Annotated in this window: 20 protein-coding genes; 11 read left to right on the top strand and 9 right to left on the bottom strand. The window is 69.8% G+C overall.

All coding sequences use genetic code 11. The annotated features are described in order from the left end of the window. Positions 1–92: 92 nt before the first annotated feature. The 9 genes from aroA to E8A74_RS14070 all read left to right on the top strand — a co-directional run bounded on the left by aroA (position 93) and on the right by E8A74_RS14070 (position 9,809). The gene (gene aroA / locus E8A74_RS14110; RefSeq protein ID WP_136929508.1) at positions 93–1,457 is read left to right on the top strand and encodes a 3-phosphoshikimate 1-carboxyvinyltransferase; all 1,365 of its coding nucleotides are present in this window, start codon (positions 93–95) and stop codon (positions 1,455–1,457) included. Continuing rightward, positions 1,454–2,176 carry a (d)CMP kinase gene (cmk, locus tag E8A74_RS14105; RefSeq protein WP_136929507.1) on the top strand — a complete coding sequence of 241 codons (723 nt, stop codon included), beginning with the start codon at positions 1,454–1,456 and terminating at the stop codon, positions 2,174–2,176. The genes aroA and cmk overlap by 4 nt, the downstream gene beginning before the upstream one ends. Beyond that, a complete protein-coding gene (locus E8A74_RS14100; RefSeq protein WP_136929506.1) occupies positions 2,145–3,122 on the top strand; it encodes a hypothetical protein in 978 nt (325 codons plus the stop codon). Before cmk ends, E8A74_RS14100 begins: the two co-directional genes overlap by 32 nt. Positions 3,123–3,141: 19 nt before the next feature. After that, on the top strand, positions 3,142–4,302 hold the full coding sequence (locus E8A74_RS14095) for a hypothetical protein (RefSeq protein ID WP_136929505.1): 1,161 nt from the start codon (positions 3,142–3,144) through the stop codon (positions 4,300–4,302). A gap of 231 nt (positions 4,303–4,533) precedes the next feature. Beyond that, on the top strand, positions 4,534–6,312 hold the full coding sequence (locus E8A74_RS14090) for a 30S ribosomal protein S1 (protein ID WP_136929504.1): 1,779 nt from the start codon (positions 4,534–4,536) through the stop codon (positions 6,310–6,312). An 89-nt stretch (positions 6,313–6,401) separates the two neighbouring features. Then, the gene (locus E8A74_RS14085) at positions 6,402–6,800 is read left to right on the top strand and encodes a YfiM family protein (RefSeq protein WP_136929503.1); all 399 of its coding nucleotides are present in this window, start codon (positions 6,402–6,404) and stop codon (positions 6,798–6,800) included. Positions 6,801–6,839: 39 nt separating this feature from the next. Then, a complete protein-coding gene (locus tag E8A74_RS14080; protein ID WP_136929592.1) occupies positions 6,840–7,376 on the top strand; it encodes an HIT family protein in 537 nt (178 codons plus the stop codon). Then, positions 7,373–8,755: an AI-2E family transporter gene (locus tag E8A74_RS14075; protein WP_232379546.1), complete on the top strand. Its 1,383-nt coding sequence runs from the start codon at positions 7,373–7,375 to the stop codon at positions 8,753–8,755. Before E8A74_RS14080 ends, E8A74_RS14075 begins: the two co-directional genes overlap by 4 nt. Positions 8,756–8,813: 58 nt before the next feature. Then, positions 8,814–9,809, top strand: a complete 996-nt coding sequence (locus E8A74_RS14070; protein WP_211365356.1) for a tetratricopeptide repeat protein — start codon at positions 8,814–8,816, stop codon at positions 9,807–9,809. A 45-nt stretch (positions 9,810–9,854) separates the two neighbouring features. Here E8A74_RS14070 and E8A74_RS14065 read toward each other — a convergent pair whose 3' ends face one another. Beyond that, entirely contained in the window at positions 9,855–10,265 is a 411-nt protein-coding gene (locus tag E8A74_RS14065; protein WP_276567948.1) for a response regulator, read from the bottom strand. A 105-nt stretch (positions 10,266–10,370) separates the two neighbouring features. Here E8A74_RS14065 and E8A74_RS14060 point away from each other — a divergent pair, with 105 nt between their 5' ends. Together E8A74_RS14060 and E8A74_RS14055 are read left to right on the top strand one after the other, a co-directional pair. Next, complete coding sequence (locus E8A74_RS14060) at positions 10,371–10,796, top strand: HIT family protein (protein ID WP_136929502.1); 426 nt, start codon at positions 10,371–10,373, stop codon at positions 10,794–10,796. Positions 10,797–10,803: 7 nt separating this feature from the next. Further along, on the top strand, positions 10,804–12,228 hold the full coding sequence (locus tag E8A74_RS14055; RefSeq protein WP_136929501.1) for a hypothetical protein: 1,425 nt from the start codon (positions 10,804–10,806) through the stop codon (positions 12,226–12,228). 15 nt (positions 12,229–12,243) lie between these two features. On the opposite strand, the gene E8A74_RS14050 is transcribed toward E8A74_RS14055, so the two are convergent. The 8 genes from E8A74_RS14050 to E8A74_RS14015 form a co-directional block, all read right to left on the bottom strand. Beyond that, entirely contained in the window at positions 12,244–14,919 is a 2,676-nt protein-coding gene (locus E8A74_RS14050) for a PEP/pyruvate-binding domain-containing protein (RefSeq protein ID WP_136929500.1), read from the bottom strand. Next, positions 14,916–15,380 (bottom strand): MarR family winged helix-turn-helix transcriptional regulator, encoded by a 465-nt coding sequence (locus E8A74_RS14045; RefSeq protein ID WP_170229112.1) that lies wholly within the window; start codon positions 15,378–15,380, stop codon positions 14,916–14,918. Before E8A74_RS14045 ends, E8A74_RS14050 begins: the two co-directional genes overlap by 4 nt. A gap of 120 nt (positions 15,381–15,500) precedes the next feature. Further along, positions 15,501–16,892: an asparagine--tRNA ligase gene (gene asnS / locus E8A74_RS14040; protein WP_136929498.1), complete on the bottom strand. Its 1,392-nt coding sequence runs from the start codon at positions 16,890–16,892 to the stop codon at positions 15,501–15,503. A gap of 57 nt (positions 16,893–16,949) precedes the next feature. Then, entirely contained in the window at positions 16,950–17,801 is an 852-nt protein-coding gene (locus E8A74_RS14035) for a sulfurtransferase (protein WP_136929497.1), read from the bottom strand. 13 nt (positions 17,802–17,814) lie between these two features. Beyond that, positions 17,815–19,107, bottom strand: coding sequence for a hypothetical protein (locus tag E8A74_RS14030; protein WP_136929496.1), 1,293 nt, complete (start codon positions 19,105–19,107; stop codon positions 17,815–17,817). 8 nt (positions 19,108–19,115) lie between these two features. Next, complete coding sequence (locus E8A74_RS53910; protein WP_211365355.1) at positions 19,116–20,963, bottom strand: serine/threonine protein kinase; 1,848 nt, start codon at positions 20,961–20,963, stop codon at positions 19,116–19,118. 7 nt (positions 20,964–20,970) lie between these two features. Continuing rightward, positions 20,971–22,308, bottom strand: a complete 1,338-nt coding sequence (locus E8A74_RS14020) for a hypothetical protein (protein WP_136929495.1) — start codon at positions 22,306–22,308, stop codon at positions 20,971–20,973. Positions 22,309–22,340: 32 nt separating this feature from the next. Next, positions 22,341–23,708: a hypothetical protein gene (locus E8A74_RS14015; protein ID WP_136929494.1), complete on the bottom strand. Its 1,368-nt coding sequence runs from the start codon at positions 23,706–23,708 to the stop codon at positions 22,341–22,343. Positions 23,709–23,742: the final 34 nt, after the last annotated feature.

Genomic DNA, 23,742 nt, shown 5'->3' with positions numbered 1-23,742 from the left:
GCAGCCCCCTCACGGGTGGCAACGTGCGTTCCGACGGCCCGGCGCGACAAAAATCCCCTCGGCCCTCCGCTTCCGTCTGCTAGAGCCTGCCCGTGACCGACCTCGTCGTCTTTCCCTCAGAACGCCCTCTGACGGGCAGCGTCCCGGTCCCGGGCGACAAGAGCATCGCGCACCGGGCCATCCTGCTCTCCGGTCTCGCCGAAGGACAGAGCCGCATCGAAGGCGGCGCGCTCGGCGCAGACAACATGTCCACGCTCGCCGCGCTCCGCGCGATGGGCATCACCACCGAAGAGCAGAACGAGATGTTGCTCGTCGAAGGCAAGGGCCTCTACGGCCTGCGCGCGCCGAGCGCGCCCATCGACTGCGGCAACTCGGGCACGACGATGCGCCTGCTCGCCGGCGTGCTCGCCGCGCAGCGCTTCGCCACCGTGCTCGTCGGCGACGAGTCGCTCACGCGAAGGCCGATGGAGCGCGTCGCGCGGCCCCTGCGCCTGCGCGGCGCCCGCATCGAGGGCAAGCTCGATCCGAAGCGCGTCGGAGAGATCACGGCGCCCCTCCAGATCGGTCCGCTGCCGGAGCCCAACGTGCTCGGGCCCCTCGAGTACGAGATGCCCGTCGCGAGCGCGCAGGTGAAGAGCGCGATCCTGCTCTCGGGCCTCTACGCCGACGGACCCACGTACGTGCGCGAGCCGCTCGTGTCACGCGATCACACCGAGCGGCTCTTGCTCGCGCTCGGCGTCCCGCTCTCCTCGGTGGGCGCGATCATCCAGCTCGACGGCCCCTCGTTCTCGGGCAAACTCCCGCCATTCTCGATCACGGTGCCTGGGGATCCCTCGTCCGCGTCGTTCCTCGTCGTGGCCGCGCAGCTCATTCCTCAGAGCCGCGTGACCGTGCGTCGCGTGGGCCTGAACCCGACGCGCACCGGGCTCTTCGAGGTCCTGCGCGACATGGGTGGCTCGCTCGTCCTCGAACCGAAGGGCGAGGAGATGGGCGAGCCGATCGGCGACCTGCACGCCGGCGCAGCCGATCTGCGGCAAGGGCGGCTCGGCGGGGAGCTCGTGGCGCGCACGATCGACGAGGTGCCGATCCTGTGCGCGCTGGCGGCGCGCGCGCACGGCACGACGCTCATCGAGGACGCGGCCGAGCTTCGCGTGAAGGAGAGCGATCGCATCGCGATGATGGCGCGCGTGCTGCGCGCGTTCGGCGTGACGTGTGAGGAGCGGCCGGACGGGCTCGCCGTCGAGGGCAAGCCGGAAGGCAAGCTCAAGGCCGCGGACATCGAGAGCGGCGGCGATCACCGCATCGCGATGGCCTCGTGTGTGCTCGGCCTCCTCGCGGATGGGCCCACGCGCGTGCGCGACGCCGACAACATCGCGACGAGCTTCCCGCGGTTCGTCGGCACGATGCGCGCGCTCGGGGCGCGGATCGAGGTGGAGTCGAGCGGAGGGACTCCATGAGCAGCGGAGGTCGGAAGGCCGTGCGCGTCGCGATCGACGGACCGGCCGGCGCGGGCAAAAGCACGGTCGCGCGCAGGCTCGCGGAGCGGCTCGGCTACCTGCTCCTCGACACGGGCGCGCTGTACCGCACGGTCGCGCTCGCAGCCGTGCGCGCGCCGATCCGCTGGGATGATCGAGAGGCGCTCGGCGCGCTCGCCGAGGATCTCGTGGCCCGCAAGCGCATGGTGATCGAGCGCGCCGAGGGCGCGACGGGCGGGGGCAGCGGTATGCGGGTCCTGCTCGACGGCGACGACGTCTCGACGGCGATCCGCTCGCCCGAGGTGAGCCTCGGCGCGAGCCGCGTCTCGGCCGTCCCCGCGGTCCGCGCCGCGCTGCTCGACATGCAGCGCGGCCAAGGCGCCGAGGGCGGCGTGGTGCTCGAAGGTCGCGACATCGGCACGGTCGTCTTCCCGGACGCGGAGGTGAAGTTTTTCCTGACCGCCTCCCCCGAGGTCCGCGCGCGCAGGCGTTACGAAGAGCTCGTCGCGCAGGGCAAGTCCGCCACCTACGAGGACACGTTCGCGGACGTCGAGCGCCGCGACAAAGCCGACACGGAGCGCCCCGTGGCGCCACTCCGGCAGGCCGACGACGCGACCGTCGTCGACTCGAGCCACAGGGACGTCGCCGAGCTCGTCGAGGAGATGGCGCTTGTCGTCGAAGCGCGCGAGCGCGCCGGCTGAGGTCTTCCGCCGCGCGTTCGTGCTCGGCCTCGGCGCGCTCGCCTTCGGTACGGCGGCGTGCGGCGGCGAGGTGCCGGCCCCGAAGGCACCGGCGCGCGGCAAGCGTGACGTCCTCGATCCGGCCGAGCTCTTCCCTGCCGATCTAGATCTCGTGCTGCGCGTGGATCTCGGCCGCATGCGCGCGCAGCTCGGCCCCTTGGCAGACGTGCTCTCCGCGCGCGTCGAGGAGGAGAGCGGCGGCGAGGAGGCGCTCGTTTCACAGGCGATCGCGCGCGCCAAGGTCGTGTGGATCGGCCTGCGCGCCGCCGACGCCGAGGCCGGGGATCGTGTCCTCGTCATCGAGGGCGATGTGGAAGACGTGCGGCCCGATCCCAAGCTGTTCCGCCTCGTGGATCCTCCGATCGCGGACGGCGTCCAGAGCTGGGAGCGCACGGGGCCCCTCGGCCGCGCCACGACCGCACGCATTCACACGTTCGCGGGTCGCATGATTCTGTTCGTCACGCCGGTCGAGGTGGACAGCGTCGAGCGCGTGCTCCGAAAGGGCCCAGACGAGCGCCGCCGGGATCCCGCAGCCGAGGGCCTCGTCAGCGCGGACCTGCGCGCCCGCCGCCTGCCGCCTTCACTTGAACGGCGCTTCCCTTCCATTGCGTCGATCCTCGGCGGCCTCGAGCGCGCCCGCGCGAGCGCAGTGATGGTCGGTGACGCCTTGCGTGTCGACGCCGAGATCACGGCCGGTACGGGGCAAGCCGCGGGCAAAGCCGAGAACCTGCTCCGCGCGCTGCGCGAGGGTGGGCAGGGCAGCCGCTACGCCGCGCTCTTCGAAGAGATGCGGATCGAGCGTGTCGATCGCGCCGTGCGTGTGCGCTGGGACCTCTCTTCGGACGTCCTGCGCGCCCTGCTCGAAGGCAAGCTCGCGGCGCCAGAGAGGATGCAAGGCGAACCTTGAACGCTTACGCTCGGGGGCGATGGCCGACACGCTCGTAGATCCGATCGAGCCCGTCCCCCCGACCCAGCGTGATCCCGATGCGCTCGGGGCCGCGCCCGTCCCTGCGCCGGAAGACCCCGCGATCGCTCCGCCCGAACCTCCGCCCGAGCCTCTCCCCGAACCTCCGCCCGAGCCGCGCGCCGAGACGCCGCGCCCGAAGCCGCGTGGGCCGCGCTTCGTGCTCGTGGCGGTGGCCGCGATCTTCGTGGTCGCGGCGATCGCGGGCCTCCTGGTCTGGAACTTCGTCTTGCGGTACCGCCCCACGGCGCGCGCGCACGTGCCTGGCGGGACGAACATCGCGATCCGGCTCGAAGCCGCGGACCTCGTGCTCTTCGGCCCCGTGCGCGAGCATCTCTTGAACCTCGCGCTCGACGAAGGCAGCGGGCCCGAGGTCTCCGCGCCGTCGCGTCCTTCGCGCGCCACGCGCATCCACGAGCAGACGGGCGTGCGTTTGCCCGCGGACGTGCGCGAGGTCGTCGTCGCATCGATGGACGGCAAGAGCTGGGTCGCGCTCGTCGGCGGTCGTATCGAGCGCGGGCGGTTCGTCCAAGGACTCGCCGAGGTCGCGCGCGAGGAGGGGTGGGTCGGGTTTCGCCGAGAAGGCGAGCTTTTCGTGGGACCTTCGATCGTGATCGGACAGGCGGACGACGGGACGATCCTCGTCGGCACGGATCGATCGATCGTGGAAGCCGCGCTCCCCGCGACGGAAGTAGGACAGAAGCTCGGTTTGCCCGAGAAGGGCGCGGTCACGTTCGCGATCGCGCGGCAGGCATTCGAGGTCTTGTCGGGGGCGAACAAGCTCTCGCCGCGCGCGGCCGTCCTCGGAACGGTCGAGCGAGCCACGGGCACACTCGCGCTCAGCGGTTCGCCGGAGCTCGTCGTTCGTCTCGAACCAACGAAAGCCGCGGATGCGCCAAAGCTTGAAGAAGGCGCGCGTGCGCTGCTCGCGGATCTCGGGCTCGTGCTCTTGCTCCTGCCGGATGTCGCGGGCGAGAAAGAGGCGCTGCGCGCGACCACGCTGAAGCGCGACGGGGATGTCGTCGTGCTCCGCGCGCCGTGGCCGTACGAGGGGCTGGATCGGGCGACAGCGGAGCTCGCGGGGAAGCTCCGCGGCGCGGAAAACCCTGGCAAAAAGCCTTGATCGCGCGTGCCCCGGCCGAACGCCACGTGGCTGGCCAGGGCGGACAAAACGGACCCCTTGGGGGCATTGCATTGACAAGGGGCTGGCCTCGGACTAGACGGACCGCTCTCCCGGATCCGGCTCGATGCCCGACGTGTGCCCGAGGTTGGCTCAATTCGAGCCGCACGCTCGCGCGGCGCATCGCATCCGAGCTCCGGGAAATCCTAGGGAAGGACGGTTTCAAAAGACCAGATGGCTAGTAACGCGAACGTGGAGATGACGGGATCCGACATGGGATCCAGCATGGAGAGCTTCGCCGCGCTCTTCGAGCAGCGGGTCGAGTCCGATTTCGCGCGCGAGGGCGAGATCATCGCAGGAACGGTCGTTCAGGTCGGCCGTGACTCGGTGGTGGTCGACATCGGTGGCAAGAGCGAGGGCGTAATCCCGCTCCGAGAGTTCGCGGACGCCACAGGTCAGGTCGGCGTCAAGCCCGGCGACAAGGTGGACGTCTACATCGAGAGCCGCGAGAACGACGACGGCCTCGTCACCTTGTCGAAGGAAAAAGCCGACAAGATGAAGGTCTGGGATGAGATCTCGAACGCCTGCGAGGCGGACGAGCTCATCGAGGGCACCATCAGCCAGCGCGTGAAGGGCGGCCTCTCGGTCACCATCCGCGGCGGCGTGAAGGCGTTCCTCCCGGGGTCGCAGGTCGACCTCCGCCCGATCCGCAACTTGGACAAACTGATTGGCCAGACCTACAAGTTCAAGGTCATCAAGTTCAACAAGAAGCGGGGCAACATCGTCCTCTCCCGCCGCGTCCTGCTCGAGCGCGAGCGCGACGAGATGAAGCAGAAGACGCTCGAGACCCTCACCGAGGGCATGACCGTCAAGGGCACGATCAAGAACATCACCGAGTACGGTGCGTTCGTGGACCTCGGCGGCATCGACGGCCTGCTCCACATCACGGACATGAGCTGGGGCCGCGTGAACCACCCGAACGAGGTGTTCAACGTCGGCGACGAGGTCACCGTCAAGGTCCTCAAGTACAACCCCGAGACCGAGCGCGTCTCCCTGGGCCTCAAGCAGACCCAGGAGGATCCGTGGAACCACGCCGAGGAGGCCTACCCGGCTGGCAAGAAGGTCCGCGGCAAGGTCATGTCGATCACGGACTACGGCGCCTTCGTGGAGCTGGAGCCGGGCGTCGAGGGCCTGATCCACGTGAGCGAGATGAGCTGGACCAAGAAGGTCAAGCACCCGTCGAAGCTCCTCGAGGTCGGCCAGGAGATCGAGTGCCAGGTGCTCGAGGTCGACGCACGCGCCAAGCGCATCAGCCTCGGTCTCAAGCAGCTCGAGCCCGATCCGTGGATGCTCTTCACGGACAAGTACCACCCCGGCGACAAGATCGCGGGCAAGGTCCGTTCGCTCACCGATTACGGCGTGTTCGTCGGGATCGAGGAGGGCGTCGACGGCATGGTCCACAAGAGCGACCTCTCGTGGTCGGTGCGCGTCAACAACCCGAGCGACCTCCACCACAAGGGCGACGACGTCGAGGCGATCATCCTCTCGATCAACCACGACGAGAAGAAGGTCTCCCTCGGCATCAAGCAGCTCTGGGACGACCCGTGGCCGACGATGCTCAGCGAGTTCGCGCCGGGCCGCGTGATCGACGAGTCCCAGGTGATCAGCATCGTCGAGTACGGCATCTTCGTGCGCCTGCGCGAGGGCGTCGAGGCGCTCATCTCGACGGGCGACATCCTCGAGCCCGAGGGCACGAAGATCAAGGTCGGCGACCTCGTGAAGGTCGAGATCTCGAGCGTCGACACGATCGAGCGCCGCCTCTTCGCGACGATGAAGAACATCGGCGTGGAGAAGCCGCAGCCTGCCGAGCGCCCGAAGCGCGTGAAGAGCGCGGGCGGCGGCGGCGCGACGGCCGAGGAGGAGAAGAGCGTGGCCGGAACGGTCGGCGATCTCATCCGTGAGAAGCTGGCCGGCAAGCTCGACCTCAAGAACAAGGCGAAGGACCAGGAGTAATCCTGCCCCTTCCCGGGTGACCGTTCGCGGCGCCTTCCCCCTCGCGAGAGGGAGAGGCGCCGCGGGCGTTTTGTCCTTACGATCGGCGCATGACACGACGCCTCGTTGCGCCCGTCGTCCTCGCCGCGCTCCTCGCCGCGCTCCCGGCGCGTGCAGATCCCCCGGACAACCCCGATCCTTTTTTCGGCCGTGACAAGGCCCTGCACTTCGGCTTCTCGGCTGCGCTCGCAAGCGGCGCGTACGGCGCCTCCACGCTGGCCGGGCTCGACGGGCGGGCGAACCGCGTCGCCGTCGGCATGGCCGTCGCGCTGGGTGCTGGGTACACGAAGGAAATCCTCGACGCCGCGGGGTTCGGCACGCCCTCGTGGAAGGATTTCGCCTGGGACCTCATCGGGACGGCGGTGGGTCTCGGCGTCTCGCTCGCCATCGATTACGCCCTTTCACCGTCCCCGACCGAGAAATCCGGTAGGCCAGCGCCCGCGCGTTGATCGCCACCGGCCGGAGCCGGTGCTAGCGTGCCGCGATCGATGGGCAATCCGCTCTGGGCGCCGTGGCGCATGGAGTACATCCTTTCGAAGAAGGGTGGATCCTGCGTGTTTTGCGGCATTGAGGCTGCTCCGCCGGAGGAGCTCCGCGCGCGGCTCGTGGTGTGTGACACGCCGCGCGCGTTTGTCGTGTTGAACCGCTACCCGTTCGCCGCGGCGCACTTGCTCGTCGTGCCGCACGCGCACGTCGACGCGCTGGAGAAGCTCTCGCACGAGGATCACCACGCCCTCTTCGACCTCGTGCGCGAGGCGACGGTGCGCCTGCGCGCGGCCGTGAAGCCCGAGGGGCTCAACGTGGGCTTGAACCTCGGCGCGGCTGCGGGCGCGGGAATCGCCGAGCACTTGCACGCGCACGTTGTCCCGCGCTGGAGCGGAGACACGAACTTCATGCCGGTGCTTGCCGACGTACGCGTCGTGCCGCAGGCCCTCGAAAAGACGCGCGACTACCTCGTGCCGTTCTTCGCGGACCTGCCAGGCGTACGTTTGCCCGCGGCGAACGAGGGAGCTGGAAATCCGTGAGCGAAGCGCCGCCGCCCATGTCCACCCTGCCCCCGGAGCGCAAGACTGCGCGCCGCATCTTTCTCGCCACGAGCGCGGTGCTCGTCGTCGCGCTCTGCATCGTCGCGCACGAGGTGATGCTGCCGTTCGTACTGGCGCTCGTCGTCGCGTACGTGCTGACGCCCGCGGTGCTGCGCGTCGAGCGCATGCGCGTGCCGCGCTGGGCCGCGATCCTGCTCGTCTACGCGATAACGCTCGGCGTGATCGGCGGGTTCATCGGGATGATCGTCCCGCGCCTCGTCACCGAAGGGCAGGCGCTCGCGGCCGAGTGGCCGAACCTCACGCGCAAGGTGCGGAACGAGTGGCTGCCGGCGATCGACTCGCGCCTCACGCGCTGGTCGGGGCAACGCCCCGCGGAGGAAGCACAGGCCCCCACGCCCAACCCGAGCCCGGAGATAGGCCCGGGCGAGCCGAGCAAGGCCGACGCGCGCGCCGAGGAACGACCGCCGCTGCGGATCGTGAAGCGCGACGACGGCTCGTACGACGTCTTCGTGAGCGAGGACCTGCGCCTGCACGAGGTGCATGCCGGCACGTGGGAGGTCGTGAACCAGGAGCCGAAGCGGCTCTCGAGCGCGGGCCTCTTGCGCGAAGGGTTCGACAAGGGGCTGCTCTACCTGCGCCAGAACGCGACCGTCGTGTTGCAGGTCGGCCAGCGGATCGCAGGCGCGATCTCGCGCGGGATCTTCAACCTGTTCATGACGTTGATGCTCGCGGGGTACATCATCCTGACCCACGAGAAGATCCTCGCGTTCTTCCGCGATCTTTGGGATCCGACGTCGCACCACACATTCCATCGGTTCATGCGGAGGCTCGATCGAGGCCTCTCCGGCGTCGTGCGCGGGCAGCTCCTCATCTGCCTCGTGAACGGCGTGCTCTCGGCGATCGGCTTCTGGCTCTTCCACCTGAAGTACTGGCCGATCCTGTCGATCCTCGCGGCCGTGATGTCGCTCATCCCGATCTTCGGCTCGATCTTGAGCTCGGTCCCGGCCGTGCTGATCGGGCTCACGCAATCGCCCATGACGGCGGTCGGCGTGCTCGCGTGGATCGTGGGCATCCACCAGCTCGAAGCGAACTTCCTGAACCCGAAGATCATCGGCGACGCGGCGAAGATCCATCCGGTCCTCGTCGTCTTCTCGCTGCTCGTGGGCGAGCACTTCTTCCAGATCACGGGCGCGCTCTTCGCGGTGCCGTGCATGTCCATCGCCCAGACCATCTTCCTGCACTTCCGCGAGTCCACGATGGGCCTCTCCGATCCCATGGCGTCGCACCCGCCCGCGGCGAAGGTGCGTCCGGACGTGAAGGAGACGCCACCCGAGCCCGAAGCAGGCGCCCCGGGCTGACGAAGTCGGGAGGGCCCGCGCTACTGTTTCCCGTGGCACGTGGTATGAAGCGCTCGCCTTGAAGACGTCCGACAAGCCGAAGAGCAACACCCAGGAGAAACCGAAGACCGCGGACAAGCCGAAGGCCGCGGCAAAGCCGGCGAGCCCGAAGGACGCGCGCGAAGCGCTCATCGCGTCCGCGCGCGACAAACAGGCCGCGCAGCCCGATCCGCTTCAGATGCTCGAGCCGAAGAAGCTCGCGGTCCGGATCGGCATCCCGCTCGCGATCGTCTGGATCATCGCGCTCTTCATCTCGGGCTGGGTCTCGAAGGTCGTCGCGCTCGTCGTCACGATCGCGGTCGCGGCGCTCGTCGTCTGGGTGGTCCGGTACGCGAAACGCTCGCGCGCCGTGGCGAACCTCGTGCGCGGGGCGGACACGCCGGAGGCGCGCAAGGAAGCGATCGAGAAGCTCGAGAGCGAGTTCGGCAAGGACGATCCTGCGGCCGTGTTCGCCCGCGCGCAGCTCGAGCTGCAGGAGGATCCGAAGAAGGCGCTCGCGACGCTGGAGAGCATCAAGCTCGACCGCGTGATGCCGCCCGTCGCGGACGAGGCGCGGGCGCAACGCGCGATGATCCACCTCGTGCTCGGCGAGACCGAGGCGGCAAAGGGCCTCGTCGACAAGATCGATCTCGGCCGGCACAAGGACGCGAAGAGCCGGGCCACGATCGCGGCGATCGTGGGCGAGGCGTGGGCGCGCGGCGGTCAGGCGAAGAAGGCCGTGGAGCTGCTCGACACGCTCGATCCGAACGACGCGACGTTCGCCGACATCAAGCCGCAGCTCCTGCGCTCACGCGCGTTCGCGTATGCGTGGACGAACGACACGAAGCGGATGAAGCAGATCCTGCGTCAGCTCTCGGCGATCAACCCGCAGTACCTCGCGTCGTTCATCACGAAGAAAAAGATCCCCGGCGGCGTGCCGCCGAAGGGCGTGCACCCGCTCCTCGAAAAAGAGGCATTCGAGATGATCTCGAAGAGCGGAATGATCCCGCGCAAGATGGAGTACCGCAGGTCGTAACCTCAGCGCCGCGCCCTCTCCCGCGCGGGAGAGGGCGAGGATGCGTTACGCCTTCAGGTATTGCTGGACCGTGCTCAGCAACGTCTCGATGCCGACGGGCTTGCGCAGGTAGCCGTTCGCGTGGATCTTCGCGGCCTGCTGCCGCAGGTTGCCGTCGGCGGAGATCACGATGACGGGGATGTCGGCGATCTTCGGATCGCTGCGCTGCTCGGTTCGGAAGATCCAGCCGTCCATGATCGGCATCATCAGGTCGAGCAGGATGAGCTGCGGGCGCACGCCTTCACGGAGCAGGTCGAGGGCCTGCTTTCCATTGCTCGCACCGCGCACCTCGTAGCCCTCTTCCTCGAGGATCTGCGCAATGGTCTCACGGATGTCGGGATCGTCCTCGACGACGAGAACGCCGCGCCTTCCCTGCTCGATCGTGCCCATGGTCCCCGCCCGGCGAAGGCGTGCCACTCTACTGACCCGCTCACGGCATCGCCAGCCCCCGTCCTACCCCACGGAACGAATTATCGTACGTCGGTCAGCGTACAACGCACACCTGTGACGAGATTCTCAGCCATGACCCAGGCATGCACGTTTTGTCGGATTGCGACCGGTGAGCTTCCGGCCCAGCTCGTGCTCGACGAACCCGAGGTCCTCGCGTTCCTCGATCGCAGCCCTCTGTTCCTGGGCCATTGCCTCGTCGTCCCCCGCGCCCACGTCTCGACGCTGCTCGACCTGCCCGCGCCCTCGATCGCTCCGCTCTTCGGGGCCGCCCAGCGCATCGCCCGTGCGATCGAGCCGGCGCTCTCGGCGGACGGCTCCTTCGTGGCGATGAACAACAAGGTCAGCCAGAGCGTGCCGCACCTGCACGTGCACGTGGTGCCGCGCCGCAAGAAGGATGGATTGCGGGGGTTCTTCTGGCCTCGCGCGAAATACGAGAGCGACGAAGCGATGGCGCGTGTCGCGGAGGCGCTACGTACGGCGCTGCGATCTCCCGCATAATGCGCGCATGAGTGACACCCCTCCCTCGTCCCGCCCACGCTCCCGCGTGCGCGAGGTGGCGAGGCTCTGGTTTGGCCTCGAAGCGCCTGTCGGTCGGCGCGCCTATCTGCTCACGGGCGTCACGTTGATGGCGCTCAAGTACGGCCTCGACACGCTCCTCGTGTATCTCGCGTCGGGCGTCTTGTGGTCGCCGCTCGCGTACCTGAGCCCGGCGCTCACGTTGCGTATGAAGAGCATTCCGGACGCGCCGTCGTGGCTCTTCGTGGTGCTCGCGGTCGCGACGCTGCCGTTCCTGTGGATCGGGATCTCGATGAGCATCCGGCGCGCGGCGAACGCGGGCCTGTCGCCATGGTTCGGCCTCACGTTCCTCGTGCCGGCGCTGAACTACCTCGTGATGCTCGTGCTCGCAGGGCTCCCGGAGCGCGGGGACACGTGGAAGGCGGATCCGACGTCGCCTTACCGTGCAGGCGGGCCGCAGGAGAGGATCCAGACGAAGATCGAGGGCTCGCTGCGGAGCGCGCTCCTCGGCGTCGCAACAGCCGTCGCGGTGGGGCTCGGGATGGCGGGCCTCAGCGTGTATGCGCTGGATCTCTACGGCCTGTCGCTCTTCTTCGTGACGCCGTTCGTGATGGGCGCGGTGAGCTCGTTCCTCCTGAACCGCGAGGCGCCGCAGTCGCTCAAGCGCGCGGTCGCGGTCGCGTGTTTGTCCGTGGCGATCACGGGCGGGGCGATGCTCCTGTTCGCGCTGGAGGGGCTCGTGTGCCTCTTGATGGCCGCGCCGATCGCGGGCGTGGTGGCGGTGATCGGCGCGATCCTGGGTCGCGCGATCGCGCTGCAGGCGAAGACGCCACACACGCACGCGGCCGCGGCGGTGCTGGCGCTGCCGGGGCTCGTGGGCGCGGAGGCGGCGGTGGTGCAGCCGGATCTGCGCGAGGTGAAGACGGTGATCGAGGTGGACGCACCGCCGGATCGCGTGTGGGAAAACGTCATCGGCTTCGGCGAGCTCGCGCCGCCTTCGGAATGGTTCTTCCACACGGGGATCGCCTACCCGGTGCGGGCGCGCCTCGAAGGCGAAGGCGTGGGCGCCGTGCGGTACTGCGAGTTCTCGACGGGCCCGTTCGTCGAGCCGATCACGGTCTGGGACAAGCCGCACCGGCTCGCGTTCGACGTATCGAAGCAGCCGCACGCGATGAAGGAGTGGAGCCCGTTCCAGTACGTGCACGCGCCGCACCTCGACGGTAGTTTGAGGTCCAAGCGAGGGCAGTTCCTGCTGACGGAGCTGCCGGGCGGGCGGACGCGGCTCGAAGGGACGACGTGGTACGAGCTCGAAATGGCGCCGAACGTGTACTGGGCGTTCTGGTCCGACAGCGCGATCCACGCGATCCACACGCGCGTGCTGGAGCACGTGAAGAAGCTCAGCGAGACGAAGTGACGCCGCGCGGGCGGGCTACGCCTCGACCCCCACCCGCCCCGCGCCTCCATCCACGGTGATCCGCTGCCCCGTCGTGATCCGCGCCGTCGCGCCAGCGACGCCCACGACGGCCGGGATCCCATACTCGCGCGCGACCACCGCGCCGTGCGACATGCTCCCGCCCATCTCCATCACGAGCCCGCCCGCCGTCAAAAACAGCGGCGTCCAGCCGGGATCCGTGGAGGGCGCCACCAGGATCTCGCCGGGCTCGATCTTCGCGCCCACCGGATCCAGCACCACGCGCGCCTTGCCCGTGACACGCCCCGCGGAGGCAGGCGTACCCGACAAACCTCCCTCGCCCGACGCGGCGGCGGCCATCGTCTCGGGCTCCATGCCGTCCGAGAGCAGGATCCGCGGGACGTGCTTGCGGCCGAGCTCCTGCGTGATCATGCGGCGGCGCTCGGCCACGAGCGCGCGGAGATCCGTGCCTCCGGTGACGGCGCGCAGCTCGCGCAGGTCGAGGAGGAACACATCGTCCTCGGCGGCGAGCTTGCCTTCTTGCACGAGCAGCCGGCCCGCCTGAAGCAGCAGCGAGCGCGCGTGCGCGAGGATGCGCACGATCCCGAACTTCGGCGCCTCGCGCGCGCCGAGGAGCCTGCGTACGCGTGGCACCGCGAACCGCGCGACCCCGCCGCGCAGAGCGCCCTTTTCGCGCGCTCGCTCCACGAGCTCCTCCGCCTTTCGCTCCGCCTCGCGCGCGCCACGCTCGAAGGCCACGTCCGGCGGCGACGCATCGTCGCCGAGCGAGAGGTAGTTCGCGAGGCTGCCGAGGATGTGCGTCGGATCGTCACGCCAACGCGGCACACCGATATCGATCTCCGCGACGCCACGCGCGCCCCAGCGCGCGAGGAACGCTCCGAGCTCGCGCTGGAGCACGGCCGGCAGGGATCGATCGGCGTAACGCTTCGCAAGCGCGGCCGGAGCCTCCTCGCCGAGCACGCTCCGCGATGCCGGGTCTGCACCCACGCGGCGCGAGAGCGACCAGAGCTCGAGATCCATCTCCGTCGTCGGGTTGTTCGGGAGCGATCGGAGCAACGTGTGCACCTCGTCCTCGGTCATCAGGCCCGAGAGCGCGCGACGGAAGAGGAGCATGCTCACGAGCGCGCCGACGATGCTGGGGATCGCGGTGAAGAGGAAGGGAGCGACGCCCTCCCGGATCATGCGCTCGACCGCGTCGAGATACGCGGAGGGCGGTGACCCTCCCGGCACCTCGCCCACCGCGATCGCGGCGTCGACCTTCGCGGAGATACGACCGGGCACGGCGTCGGGCTCCCGAAGGGCACGCGCGAGCGTGACGGGCGCGCGTGTTCGCGCGAGCGCGCGGAACGCCGCACGCGCGATCCTCCAGCGTGGCGTCTCCACGACGCCGAGCCGCTCATCATCGAGGACCGCGCGAACGGCGACGCCGCTGCGCGCCTCCATCCTGGACAAGGCGAACGCGGCGACACGCCGACCGAGCGGATCTCGCAAGATCGCGGTGATGTCGAGGAAGAGCCGGCTCGCGCCCACGGCGTAGATGGGTGGACCGTCGAGCGGCTCGCCGTCCCACAAGCCGAGACCACGCGACGCGACGCCTGCGAACGCGCGCCAGAACTGCAGACCCATCGGCGAGAACGGCCGGAACACGCCCTGCGCCACGTTGAAGCTGAAGAGGACGCGGAGATCGCCGTCCTTCGACAGCGGGCCCACGGGGATCGGGAACAACGTGGTGATCGGGCGTGACTGCACGAGGAGGATCTTTCCTTCGGGATCGATCGCCCACTCGATGTCCTGCGGCGCGCCGTAATGCGCCTCGACGCGCGCGCCCATCGCCGCGAGCGCGCGCGCCTCCGCGTCGGAGATGCAAGCCTCCGCCGAGCCGTCCGCGCGCTCTTCGTGGCGCGTCCCTCCGCCGGGAAGCGCCTCGATCACGACCCGTTTGTCCCCGAGGCGGCGCGTGACGATCTCGCCCGTATCGACGCGGACCTCCAGGTGATCGGGGTTCGTCGCGCCACTCACGACCGCCTCGCCGAGCCCCGGCGCCGCGTCGATCACCGCCTCGCGGCGCCGCCCCGTCACGGGGTTCGCCGTGAAAAGCACGCCCGCCGCGCGCGCATGCACGAGGCGCTGCACCACGACGGCGAGCGACACGTCGCGTGGATCGATCGAGCGATCCGCGCGGTAGACGACAGCGCGCTCGGTGAAGAGAGACGCCCAGCAGCGACGAACGGCGTCGAGCAAGGCTTCCTTGCCGAGCACGCCGAGGTAGGTGTCCTGTTGCCCGGCGAAGCTCGCGTCCGGCAGATCCTCGGCCGTGGCCGACGAGCGCACGGCCACGGCCGCGCCCCCGAGCTCGACGTCGTACGCGCGGACGCACGCCTCGGCGATCGCGTCGGGCACGGTCACGGATGAGAGCGCCGCGCGGATCTCGGCCGCGAGCGTCGCGAGCCGGGCGCGATCGCTCGGCTCGGTGCCCGCGAGCGCTTCGAGCTTCGGGCCAATGTCCGCCGCTTCCGCCGCGGCGCGGAACGCGGAGGTCGTCAGGACGAATCCCGGCGGGACCGGCACCCCGGCGCGGATCATCTCGCCGAGGTTCGCCGCTTTTCCGCCGGCGATGGGGAGCGAGGATCGATCGAGCGCCGCGAGCGGGAGCACCGTGCCTTCTGTCGTCATCGTCGGACCTCCTTCTTCGTCATCCGTTGCGCGGCCTCGCCCAGGATGACGAAGGCCCGCAGTACGAGCGCGCGCTCCTCGTCCGAGAGCGCCGCCATCATCTTGATCTGCACGTCCGTGCGGCGATCGAGCAGCTCCGCCACGAGCCGCGCCGCGCGTGGGCTCCGCGTGACGCGCCGCGCGCGCCGATCCTCGGGATCCTCCTCGCGAAGGAGCAGCTTGCGCCGCACGAGCTGATCCACGAGGCGGCTCGTCGCCGATGGCGAACGGCCGACGAGCTCCGCGAGCTCCTTCAACGTGCGCGGCGCGCCGTCTTCGAGCAGGAGGAGCACGCCGAGCTGCAGGAGCGTCAGCTCGACCTCGTCGAGCGAGGAGATCGCCTCGATCAGGAAGTCGCGCGCCGACGCCATCCGCGTGACGCGGATGCTCTCCCGGAGCGCTCGGCGGTCATCGGCCTTCATGTGCACGATTGGCATCTTTGCACCCATGCACATAATTGACCAGAAAAAAGCCGCGCTCGATTCGTGCCGAGCGCGGCGCAAGGGAGCCCGGACGCGCGGGCCGGGCTCCCTCGTCGGGCCTCAGAACTCGCAGTGGCCGGGCGTGCGCGGGAACGGGATGACGTCCCGGATGTTGCCCATGCCCGTGCAGAGCAGGACGAGGCGCTCGAAGCCGAGGCCGAAGCCCGCGTGCGGGGCCGTGCCGTACTTGCGGAGGTCGATGTAGAACGCGTAGTCCTCGGGCTTCAGGCCGGCCTCCTGCATGCGCTCGAGGAGCACGTCGTACCGCTCCTCGCGCTGGCTGCCGCCGATGATCTCGCCGATCTGCGGCACGAGCACGTCCATGTTGCGCACGGTCTTCTTGTCGTCGTTCAGGCGCATGTAGAACGCCGTGAACTCCTTCGGGTAGTCCGTGAGGATCACGGGGCGCTTGTGGTGCACCTCGGTCAGGTATCGCTCGTGCTCCGTCTGCAAGCTCGAACCCCACTTCGCCGGGTACTCGAACTTCTGGCCGGACTTCTCGAGGACCTCGATCGCATCGGTGTACGTCATGCGCGCGAACGGGCCCGCGACGATGTTCTGGAGGCTCTCCTTCAAGCCCTTCTGCACGAAGCTGTCGAGCAGGTGGACGTCCTCCTGGTTCTGCTCGAGCACGGCGCGGATGACGTGCTTCAAGAACTCCTCGGCGATGTACGCGTTGTGATCGAGATCCGCGAACGCCATCTCGGGCTCGATCATCCAGAACTCGGCGAGGTGGCGCGTGGTGTTCGAGTTCTCGGCGCGGAACGTGGGGCCGAACGTGTAGATGTTGCCGAGGGCCATCGCGTACGTCTCGCCCTCGAGCTGGCCGCTCACGGTGAGGCTCGTGCGGCGGCCGAAGAAGTCCTGCGCGTAGTCGACCTTGCCCTCGGGCGTGCGCGGGAGCTTGTCGAGGTCGAACGTCGTGACCTGGAACATCTCGCCCGCGCCCTCGGCGTCGTTCGCCGTGATGATCGGCGTCTGGACGTAGAAGAAGCCTCGCGCGTGGAAGAAGTCGTGCACGGCCATCGACAGCGTATGGCGGATGCGCGTGACGGCGCCGAACGTGTTCGTGCGCGCTCGGAGGTGCGCGATCGTGCGCAGGTAGTCGAAGCCGTGGCGCTTCTTCTGCAGCGGGAAGTCCTCGGGCGAGAAGCCGTAGACGTGCACGCGCTCGGCCTTGATCTCGATCGCCTGCTCCTTGCCCTGGCTCGCGACGACGACCCCCTCGACACGCAAGCTCGAACCGGTGCCGAGCTTCTTCACCTCGGTCTCGTAGTTCTCGAGCGTGCCGTCCGCGATGATCTGCAGGTTCTTCAAGCAGGAGCCGTCGTTGATCTCCAGGAAGGAGAAGTTGTTCTTCGCGTCCCGGCGCGTGCGGACCCAACCACACACGCTCACGCGCTGACCAACGGGCGACTGCTTGAAAAGCTCCTGTACGCGATGGATCTGCATGGCCCTACCCCAAAGCACCGCAGTTGCGACGGCGCAAGGGGCTTGCCGGATCGAGGCTCAGCCGGTCTCGATCGGGAGGGCCGCGTCCCGCGCCCAGTCGCTCCAGGATCCCTCGTAGAGAGCGACGTCCTCACGGCCGAGGATCACGAGGGCGAGGAGATCGTGGCAGGCGGTGACGCCGGAGCCGCAGTAACAAACGACGTTCTTCGCATCGAGCGCGCCGAGCGCCCGGTACCGCGCGGCGAGCGCCTCGCGCGACAGGAAGGCCCCGCCAGGCGCCACGAGGTTCTCCACGAAAGGCGCACTCCGAGCGCCGGGGACGTGCCCGGCGCGCGCGTCGATCGGCTCGGATCGGCCCTCGTACCGCTCGCGAGCCCGCGCATCGAGGACGACGGACCCCGGCGCGCCGAGCACAACGAGGCGAGCGACGTCGGCTTTGTCCACGACGGGCGCGCCGCCGGGCCGAAGCGCGAGCGGCGGCGCGGGCGTCACGCGAGGACGGTCCATTTCAAGCGAATGCCCCGCCGCGATCCAGGCGCCGATGCCGCCGTCGAGGACCCGGCCGCCTCGATGCCCGAAGTAGCGGAGCAACCACCACATGCGCGCGGCGATCGCACCGCCGGCATCGTCGTAGGCCACGACGATCGAATCTTCGGTGACCCCGAGGCGCGAGAGCAGCGCCGCGAAGGTCTGCAACGCGGGCAGCGGATGACGGCCGGGGCCTCGCGCCGGATCCCCCGCGAGCTCGGCGTCGAGATCCACGAACGACGCGCCGGGGATGTGGCCCGCGTCGTACGCATCGACGCCGCGCTTGCCCGAGAGATACCAGCGCACGTCGACGACGACGACGCGCGGATCGGACGCATGCGCCGCGAGCCAATCCACCGTGACGAGCGGGCCTTCGGACATCGGCGTTTCTCCCCTAGAACGTACCCGACAAACCCACGCTCCCCGGCCCGATGTACGGCACAATCACGGGCGCGAGGTGCGCGTCCTTCTTCACCGCTTTCTTCCCACCCCCCGACGGCAAGAGCCAGAACGTGAGCGCGAGTGCGCCCATCACGCCGCCGCCGATCGCGAGGCCGAGGCCCACCGTCTGGAACGTCCGTCGCTCGTCGTCGCGCGCCTTGATCTGGCCATAGTCCGTCGCAGGCAAGCTCGTGCCCGGCTCGCGCAACGCCGCGAGGTCTTCGATCTCGCTCGTGCGTGAAGCCGCCGTGTAGAGAAGCACGCCGGAAGCCGCGCCGAACCCGACGGTCAAACCCGTCGCGATCCACGCGAACGTCCGGCCGCCGCCCTTCGTCGGCGAGAGCGCCACGCGCGCCACGCTTCCACGCTGCACCGTGACGGTCGTGCTCGACGTCGCGCCGTCCACCTGCATCTCGACCTCGTGCTTGCCCGGCTCCACGGCGACACGCCCGTCGTCGTCAGGATCCACGGGCTTGTCGTCGACGAGCACGACGGCCGAGCCCGGCACGTCGCCGAGCGCGACGATCGCCTCCTGGGCAGGCACCGTGAGCGTCTTCGTGAGCGCGGTCGTCGCGAGATCCCCGAACTTGTCCTGCGCGACGATCGTGATGTCGAGCTTCGCCTTCGGCCGGATGAACGAAGGATCGAGCGTGCCGCGCAGAGGCCCGTCGGGCGAAGGCGCGAGCGGAAGATCAAACGAGCCTTCGATCGCGCTCGATCGAACCCGCGCGATGACCCGCAGCCACGGCGGCGCGACGCTCGCCGTCGCGGAGATCCGCACAGGCGCCCACGCCACCTCGGGCGCTTCGATCTCGAGATCGGAGAGCTTCACGCCCGCCCGCTCGATCCGATCTTTCCGCGCGCTCTCCGCGGCCGTGCGGCAAGCGGCGCGCACCTTCGGCGACTGATCCCGCGCGACCTCGGGATCGTAGCCCGCCGCGATGATCGCCTTCGTGCACGCCTGCGCGCCCGCCGCCTCGCCCTTCGTGACCAGCGCGGCCTGCGTCTCCAAGAGGCCCGCCTCCACCGCGAGCGTCGGCGGGATCTCCGACTTCGGCAGCGTGTTCAGCGTGCGCAGCGCGTCCGCGAACGCGCCGCTCTCGACCTGCTCGCGCGCCCTCGCCACGACGCTCGCGAGATCCTCCCCTCGCGCCTCCGTCCCCGCAGCGCCGAGCGCCGCACACATCGACACCGCCACCGCGACTCGCCCGAGCCGAGCGCCCATGCTCCGCGTCCCGTTCTTCATGGCAAACCCTACTCCGCTCTGCGCAGATCCACCCGGACCGATGATGGTTTGCCCGGCTTGATCGTGACCGACAGGCTGCGCGACGCGCCGAGCTCGCTGTTGCGCAAGACCACCGAGTGCGGGCCCGGCGCGAGCGAGATCGGCGCGAGCGGCGTGGTCCCGACCGAACGACCATCCACGGTCACGTCGGCCCAAGGCGAGACGGACACGACGAGCGTACCCGGCTCGTTCGAGTTCGCTTCCTCGACGGCCGCGGACGCGGTCGACGTCGGCGTCGCCCCTTGCCCGCCTTGCCGCGGATTCACGGTCCGCGCGCCCGTCCCCAGCGCCACCGTCGCCGCCGGCGTGGACGAGGTCGCGCCCGAAGCCGAGGTCGTCGGCTGCGCGTCGGGCTCCGCCGTGCTCGGCGCAGCCGCGATCGACGCCGTCGGCGCAGGCGCGACCGCGGACGGCGACGCCGACACGGCGGAGGCATCCGTGCGTGGCCCCGATGCGCTCTGCGAGAGCACGAAAAACGCCGCGACGCCGCCGAGGATCGTGAAGCCCGCGAGCGCGAGCACGGGCAGGACCATCGAGCGACGCCCGCTCGCCTGCAAGCTCGACGGCGCGCCCGCGTCCGCGAAGCTCGCGACGTTCGTCACGCCGAGGCCGCCGCTCGTCGGGTTCGATCCGGGCGACGATCCCGGCGCGCCCATCGTCGAGAGGTGATGCCCGGACGTCGAGATACGCCCCGCGTTGGTCCCGGGTTGGGCCGCGCTCCCGTACGTGCCGTACGAGGGTTGCCCCGGCGCATCCGACGAGCGCGTCGTCTCCACGGGAAATGCGCTCGGCCGCTGCGCGCCCGTGCCGAGCTGCATGCTCCACTCTTGCGGCCGCTTCGCTTGCCCCGTGCCCGGCGCGTTCGATCCGCCGGCAGGCGCGCCCGCCACCTGCTCGACGCGCGCGCGGAGCTCGGCTTGCGCGTCCTTCACGGCCGTCGGCCCGAGCGCGCGCAACGCCTCGTCCATCAAATACGCGAGCTCACTGCCGTCCGCGATGCGACGGCGTGGATCGAGCTCCGTCGCGCGATCGATCGCGTGCGCGAGCGCGTCGGGCACGCCCGGCATGATCTCGTGCACGCGCGCGACCGGCTCGCTCGCGATCATCATGAGGAGCTGCGTCTGCGTCTCGGCTTTGCGCAGCCTGCGCCCGAGGAGCCCCTCGAAGAGCGTGATGCCGAGCGCGAACACGTCCGCGCGCCCGTCGAAGGGCTCGCCGCGCGCCTGCTCGGGCGGCATGTACGGGAGTTTGCCCTTGAACACGCCGGTCTCGGTCTTCTCGCCGCCGAGGCCCGAGATGCGCGCCACGCCGAAGTCGGAGAGCCGCACGCGGCCGTCGCGCGCGACGAGGATGTTCGACGGCGTCACGTCGCGATGCACCACGCCGACGTTGTTGCCGTTCTCGTCGCACATGCCGTGCACGGCCTCGAGCGCGCGCGCGACCTCGCGGCCGATGTACGCGACCGTCGCGGGCGCGAGCGTGCCCGTGCGCTTGAAGATGCGATCGAGCGCGGCGCCGTCGACGAACTCGAGCACGAGGTAGAGCCCGCCCTCCGCGTTGCCGAGCTCGATCAGGCGCACGACGTTCGGGTGATCGAGGCGCGCGATCACCTGCGCCTCGGCGACGAACGAGTCGGTCGCGATGTCGCCGATGTCGCCCGCGGCGAGCAGGCGCTTCACCGCGACGCGGCGGCGGAAGTTGCGCGGCCCTTCCTCCTCGGCGAGCCAGACCTCTCCCATCGCGCCCTTGCCGAGCATGCGGATGAGGCGGTACTTGCCTGCGAACAGAGGCTGGGAGCCAATGGAGCCGATGCTCATACGCGCCTCAAGGTGCCGCCGGGGGCTCGGGCTCGGGTAGGATGGCCATGCGGATCGTGGCCGACGTTTCGTCCGTCTCGAGCCAGCCGACGAAGAGCTTGCCCGAGCTGAGGACCGCATGGAGCGCGCCGATGGTGCGCGTCGAGAGCCGCGGAATCGAAGCCACGCGTGTCGTCGCGGCGCTCGCCGGATCCACGAGGTAGACCATGAGCTCGGGGGCATCGACGGCCTCGCCGGGCGTCACGAGGATCGGCTTTGCGCCTTGCCGTCCGATCCACGCGGGGCGCGGCGTGTCGCGCAGGCCCGGCAGCGCGCCGATCGAGGTCTCGGCCGGCGGCATGGGATCCCCGATCACGGGCGCCGCGACCGTGCGCAGCGCGGCCGGCCCCGACACGGGATCCGTCGGCTGTTTGTCTCCCGTGCGCGCCGAGGGCTCGATGTACGTGAGCGACGTGTCGTCGGCCCCGACCGGCACCGCGAGGCGACCGAGCTTCACCTCCGCCTCGCCGCCGCCGTCCGGTAGCAGCACCGCGCTCGGCCGCTCGTTGTCGAGGATCCACCACGCGCCCGTGCTCGTGCCGAACCCGCCGAGGACCCCCACGGCGACGGGCAAATTCGCGCGGGCCGGGTGGTACGTGGGATCGGGCGAGAAGAGCGTCCCGTCCTCCTGCATCGAGAAGATCGCGAGCTCCGCGATCGTCTCGAGGTTGTTGTCGATGGTCGTGGTCCGTGATCGGACGTAGCCGAGCTCGACACGATTGCTGCGGTGAAGGAGCTTCGGAAAGCTCACCGCGCCGTAGCCCACGGTCGCGAGGCGCTCCTCCTTGGCCCACGCGGATTCGAACGCGGCCGGTTGATCCTCGCGCCCCTCCGGCGGCAGATCGACGCGGTACGTGACGAGGCGCGGCTCGACCGAGGGATCCTCCGGGAGCGAGGGCGAGCTGATCGCCACGAGCACGCGATCCCCGCTCACGGGCAGGACGTCGAAGTAGGGTTCGAGCGAGTCGCTGTCCGCGACGAAGCGGCCCACGATGTCCATGCGCGGGCTCACGGCGCCCGCGGGCGAGACGCGCGCGCCCACGAAGCGCTGCCCGTCGTCGGAGTACGCGTACGTCTCCCACACGACGAGCACGCCCGACGCTTGCGGCACCACGCGCATGTCCGAGCCACGCAGGTAAGGGACGGAGCCGACGGTGACGGGCACCGGCGTGCCCGGCAGCGCGCAGACGCCGTGGATGCAGTCGTATCCCTCGGGGCAAGCGCCGTCCTCTGCGCAGAGCGCCGGCATCTCCCCGAACGAAGGTTCCCCGCAACCTGCCCCGAACATCCCGAGCGCGGCCACCATCGCGCCCGAAAGAACCCGTCCCCTCGATCCCCTCAAGGTGCCCCCTGCCCTTCCGCCTTCTCGACCTGCGGCCCTCCGACCGGCCGCGAGAGACCCCGCACGTGGTTCGATCGACCGAGGAGCATCCCCATGCCCTCGCGACGCAGATCCGACACGCCGATCCAGAGGTCCATGTTCGACTCGTAGAACTCGGTCCACGCGACGTATGCCTTGTCGCCGAGCCCATACGCGCGCGACGAGAAGATCGATCCGGTGCTCGTGCGCGGCACGCTCGCCACGATCCGCAGCGGCTCCGTCGGCGAACGCCACGCGACGTCGACCGTCGGCAGCTTCGGATCACGCGACACCGGCGCGACGAGCGCGCCTCCCTCGAACGGCGTGCCCACGAAGGGCGTCGTCGTCTCCGGCATCGTGAAGCCCTTGTCCTCCGTGGGCATGCCCATCGCCGGGGTGAACACGTAGCTCACCGCGAACGCCGCGTTCGCCGGATCGTAGTCGCCGCGCCGCATCGCAAAGACGCCGTCTTTCCAGCCGAAGAGCGGCTCGTCGGTCGTCGGCGCGAAGGTCGTCATCGAGACCATGCCGTCCATCGCGGTCGCGGGATCCAGCGTCGAGAGCGCGTAACTCTCGAAGCCCACGCGCACCGTGAGCACGCCGCCGTCGTCGCGGAAGAGCTGGCAGTCGCCGGAGAGCGGCGGCACGTCGGGCGGCAGGCTCGCCGACGCCTTCCACGTGGGGTTCCAGAGCGAGCCTTGCCGTTCGAGGTGCAGCACCTCGACACGCCCGCCGCCGGAAGGCACGGTCCACGCGATGTTCAGCGTCGTCCCGTCGATCGCGGCGCCGACGTATGGAGGCTCCACGCCGCCGAGGAACGGCGTCGTCGTGGAGAAGAGCTTCTCCACCGCGGGCGTCGATCCGCTCGCCGACGTGCGCTCGATCCCGAGCAGCTCGAGCGTCGTCTCGTCGGAGTCGACGTTCGGGAACCGCACGAGCACCACGCCGTAACGACCGTCCGGCAGCGGCACCACGGCCGAGGAGATCACCGCGCCGCCGTAGGTGAAGATCGCGCGCGGCTCGGACACGTTGCCGTCGGGCGCGACGTGGATCTCGTAGATCCCGCGCGCGCCCGGGGTGAAGCCGTCGTTCACGAGGAGCGTCGCGCCCCCGCCCGGGGCCGAGAGCCAGAACATCTCGGGCGGGTTGATCCAGGCGACGCGCTTTGGCCTGCGGCTCGTGGGGCTCGCGCCGTCACGCACGCAGACCGTGGCCTGGCACGAATACCCTTCCGGGCAAAGCCCGCCTGTGCCGCACGCGAACGGCACATCGCCGAGCTCGGGCGTGCAGCCCGCGCCGAGGAGCGCTGAAAGGACCCAAACGTAGCGGGCCGTCCGCCCGATCATGCGAGCAGTCTACCCCCGGACCCGGCCGATTTGC

The sequence above is a fragment of the Polyangium fumosum genome (assembly GCF_005144585.1).
Taxonomy (GTDB): domain Bacteria; phylum Myxococcota_A; class Polyangia; order Polyangiales; family Polyangiaceae; genus Polyangium; species Polyangium fumosum.
Note: the sequence above shows the minus strand (reverse complement) of the source record. Positions and strands in the feature narration are given on the sequence as shown.